Below are 3671 nucleotides of genomic sequence, written 5' to 3' on the forward strand. Positions count from 1 at the left end.
GCGGGTTCTAAGCGACGGTGTTGCTCTGGGTTGGAGATAGGTTGTGTTCGTCCCATCTTCTATTGCTCCTCGGGTGAAAAATCGGTGATTTCCTCACGAGGATTTTACCCGGTAACCATCAAGGCTGTTTTGCTGACGTAGTTTTTTTAATCAACAGAAGGCTATTTTTAGCGCCGCTTCACGACCACGCCTCCAACGAGCCCAAGAGCGAGCAAAGAGAGGATGCCCGGCCCCGCGGACGCTTTGGCAACGGTGAGGGCAGCCTGCTCGTCGTTATCCGGCGGGAGATCCGCAAGCTTGCGGGAGCAGCAGTAGGCACGCATAAAGGCACGATCTTTTGCCTTGCCGCCCTCCCCCCAAGGCTTATCGTGGTTGTCAAAGATCCCTCGAACATCCCCACTCAGCTCCTGGTTTCGAGTGTTGAGAGTCATGTCTAGATCTTGCTTATTATCTGCCGGGTTAATGTCGCAGTGATCATCTTTCGGCCCCAGGTCTTCGTCCCAGACCTCGATATGAATATCGACACGATCCTTCGTGTCATCCACGAACTTAAAGGTATCCCAGGGATTGCTGACATTCGCCTTGTTCTGGTAGCAGTTCTCAACAAAGAGCTGACCATCAATGGTGATCTTAGCGTAGAAATCGGCAATGCCCCCAATGTCGATCTTGAACTCAAAGAATCCGACCTCAAGCTCCTTGATCTCGGTGCCGCGCACCACAATCATTTGCTTCTTAATCGGAATGTGCGCGACCTTGGGGACATCTCCCGTCGCGGGCTCGTCCTTGCTGAGATCCTGCCGCCCACTCGCATCGGCAGTCGTGAGCTTGAAGAGGCAGTTCCTGCGAACCGCCTCGCTGATACTAATGTCAAGGGTCAGGAAGGGATCCGTGAAACGTCCCATCGGGAAGACGACCCAGGCGGCGGCGGCAGCAAGCCACTCGGCACCGCTTCCACTGCCCTTGCCCTTCCAGTGGCCGTTGTTGTTTTTCTGGGTCACCCACTCGGAGATACGATAGGCGGAACGCATCCCCATGTCGAGCTGGATCCGCTCCGCCGTGCTAAGCTCAAGCCCCTTAGCCTGGTTCCAAACCTCCGGATCGATCTCATTGACCCACTCCCGAATCTGGTGTACCCACTGGCGCGATGCGGCATAAGCGAAGGTATAGGCACGGTGGTAGTCCGGGCGGGACTGCGAGTCGTGGTTCATGCCATAGTCGTAGTCACCGTGATCGTTCGGGTCCTTGTTGCCCTTGTTGGGGTAGTTTCCCGTACGCACACCATCGCGTTTTTTGCTATCAAACCAGGTAACCGTGGCGTAGTCTATTCCCTGGGGAGCAGGATGAGTCTCGACCCAATTGGAGTGGGTGTAGAAGTCTTGAACCGCGTGCAAGCTCATCCCGATCAGTACGATCAGCTTAAAAGCGTCTTTTTCCTTGGCGGCCTCTTGGACAGATATCTTCGTATTGATGGTCAGCCGATCCCAGTAGTGCGACACACGGCTTGACGAGGCCAAGCCATCAAAGTGAAGCTGCTCCAGGCTGTGCTGTCCCCCCGGTGCAAACTTGGTAGTCGGGCTGTTAGAGTAGTAATCCACAAGCCAGTTCTGGAGCTGTGCGGTACGGTTCGCATCGCCGCTGAACCCAAGTTCCCGTAGTGCCTCATCCGTCAGATCCTGATGCGGCCCGGTGTCAAATGCCTGTGCTGCCGGAACCAGTCCCAGCATCAGCGTCGCTGCTAGTAAACCCTTGCGGGCATATTTCTTTACCATTTTGAAAAATCTCTTTCTCTATCTTTAGATGCAAGAGTTGCATCACAGTGCCACCAGTATGCCCTAAGCCTTAGGGCAATACAAGCGATGGCAGGAAAAGTGCAACACTTTGTTGCGGGGAGGGGCCACGGTATACTGAAAGCAATGACGACGTTTGATGGTTTTCTGCGTCAGCTCCGCCAAAGACGGCGGCTGACGCTCGGACAACTGGCGCTGAAGTCTGGGGTGAACAAGGCCACCCTCTCGCGCTGGGAGTCGGGAACCTACAGCCCGCGCCTCCCGGAGCTCTCGTCGGTTCTGGAGGCACTCAGCGTGTCGGCGTCGGAGCGAGCACACTGCTTGAGTCTTCTTGAAACCCCACGTGCTCTCCTCGCCGAGCGCAACAGGCCGGGGGCGGCCACACGCCTCTCCCTGGGGGATTATTTGTACGGCCTGCGCCAGCGTTCCGGAAAAACACAGGACGAAGTCGCGCGGGAGGCCGGGGTATCTCGCTCGCTCTACCGCCAGTGGAAACATGATCAGGCACGCCCGACCACCAGTCAGCTCCACACCATTGGCTTTGCACTAGGCGCTTCCGCAGAAGAGATCGCGGCCCTCAGCACGAGTGCTTTTGCCCAGCAGCCCGTGGAGAAGAGCCGAGAGGCACTGCTACGTACTTACATGGAGACGATGGAGTGGGACGTCCCTCAGGAATCCTACAAGCTCTTTCTCTTCTCGCTCCTAGCAAACATCGGGCAGCTGGTTCGCACGAACAGTGCCGATATTGGCGATCTGGCGATGATCGTCGCGAAGTTTGGCAGCTGCGCCGAGCTCTGGTACGACAATATTCCCCTGCGCGATTTCTACCACCAGCGTGCGCTTGCGCTCGCGGCCCGCTCCTACCAGCCGCTCCACTTCCATCTGATTCCTGCGCTGGAGGCCAGCCCACGCGCCGCACTCAAGTGGCAGCACCGCTTCCCAGACAAGGCCGGGCGGGCGTATCTGCTTTCGTTCGTCGCCCGTGACATCGCCCAAGATGACCCCGACGAAGCCTTGCGCCTCTCCGACACCTACTGCGCCCTCGTGACCGACAATGCCGATGAGTACCCGTGCCGCCTACGGGATAAAGGGAGCCTCCTGCGTGAGTGTGGCCGTTACGCGGAGTCCGTCGCCTTTATCGCCAATCTAGAGCCACCCGATACGTACCGGGCGGGTTTGAACCAGCTCAACATGGCCCGGGGCTTGGCCAAGATGAATGCCAGAGCCGAGGCCCGCGCCTGCCTGGAAGAGAGCAAACGGATAATTGCTCCCTTGAACCTCCAGCACGCACTAGAAGCCGTCTATGAGCTAGAACACGCGCTCAGCTAGCCACGCGTATCAGCACTTCACGCTTCGTCCCCCTGAGCACTAAGCACGGAGCACGGAGCACGGATGGTACAATCGTGAGGGAGGTAGGCCAATATGACAATCGCGGTGGTTTCCGAAATCCCTGAGAGGGGAGGCAGGCGAATACGTGTCTTTACACAGAGCAAAGAGGCATCTGGAGAGACTCTGGGCGCGGCACTTGACGCGCTCCAGCTCACCGCCGAAGCCTGGGACAGTGACGAAGAGCCCTATCTTCTCTTGCGGCGATTTCAGCCAGATCGTTTTTTCCCAGCCCCCCAGCGAGCACAACTTCAGGCACTTATGGCGCAGTGGCGCACGGCCCAGGAGAGTGGGAAAGCACTACCACCAGCGCTTCAGGCAGAGCTTGAGGCTCTGATTCAAGCCGAAGAGGAGGCGACCCTGGCACGCTCTCAGGCTCTACTTGACGCGACACGCAAGTAAAGTTGCTCTGTGAACCCTCTTCATCCTACAGTTGCTTCCCGGGCTCTGCATCACTGCGAGTACTGCCACGCCCCGGAGTTGGTCTCTAATCTTGAG

At 57.6% G+C, this 3671-nt stretch carries 3 protein-coding genes; 2 read left to right on the forward strand and 1 reads right to left on the reverse strand.

All coding sequences use genetic code 11. From position 1 onward, the window contains the following. Positions 1 to 167: 167 nt before the first annotated feature. Positions 168 to 1769, reverse strand: coding sequence for a C2 domain-containing protein (locus RMO15_RS03680; protein ID WP_309707941.1), 1602 nt, complete (start codon positions 1767 to 1769; stop codon positions 168 to 170). 144 nt (positions 1770 to 1913) lie between these two features. On the opposite strand from RMO15_RS03680, the gene RMO15_RS03685 reads away from it, so the two are divergent. Both RMO15_RS03685 and RMO15_RS03690 read left to right on the forward strand, forming a co-directional pair. Further along, complete coding sequence (locus tag RMO15_RS03685; protein WP_309707944.1) at positions 1914 to 3116, forward strand: helix-turn-helix transcriptional regulator; 1203 nt, start codon at positions 1914 to 1916, stop codon at positions 3114 to 3116. 93 nt (positions 3117 to 3209) lie between these two features. Then, positions 3210 to 3575 carry a hypothetical protein gene (locus RMO15_RS03690; protein ID WP_309707947.1) on the forward strand — a complete coding sequence of 122 codons (366 nt, stop codon included), beginning with the start codon at positions 3210 to 3212 and terminating at the stop codon, positions 3573 to 3575. Positions 3576 to 3671 lie beyond the last annotated feature (96 nt).

Origin of the sequence: Armatimonas sp. (assembly GCF_031410135.1) — a bacterium.
Lineage (GTDB): Bacteria > Armatimonadota > Armatimonadia > Armatimonadales > Armatimonadaceae > Armatimonas.

Bases quoted from the DNA above. Each gene is read 5' to 3' on its own strand.
- RMO15_RS03680 (WP_309707941.1), bottom strand. From the start codon at position 1,769: ATGGTAAAGAAATATGCCCGCAAGGGTTTACTAGCAGCGACGCTGATG.
- RMO15_RS03685 (WP_309707944.1), top strand. From the start codon at position 1,914: ATGACGACGTTTGATGGTTTTCTGCGTCAGCTCCGCCAAAGACGGCGG.
- RMO15_RS03690 (WP_309707947.1), top strand. From the start codon at position 3,210: ATGACAATCGCGGTGGTTTCCGAAATCCCTGAGAGGGGAGGCAGGCGA.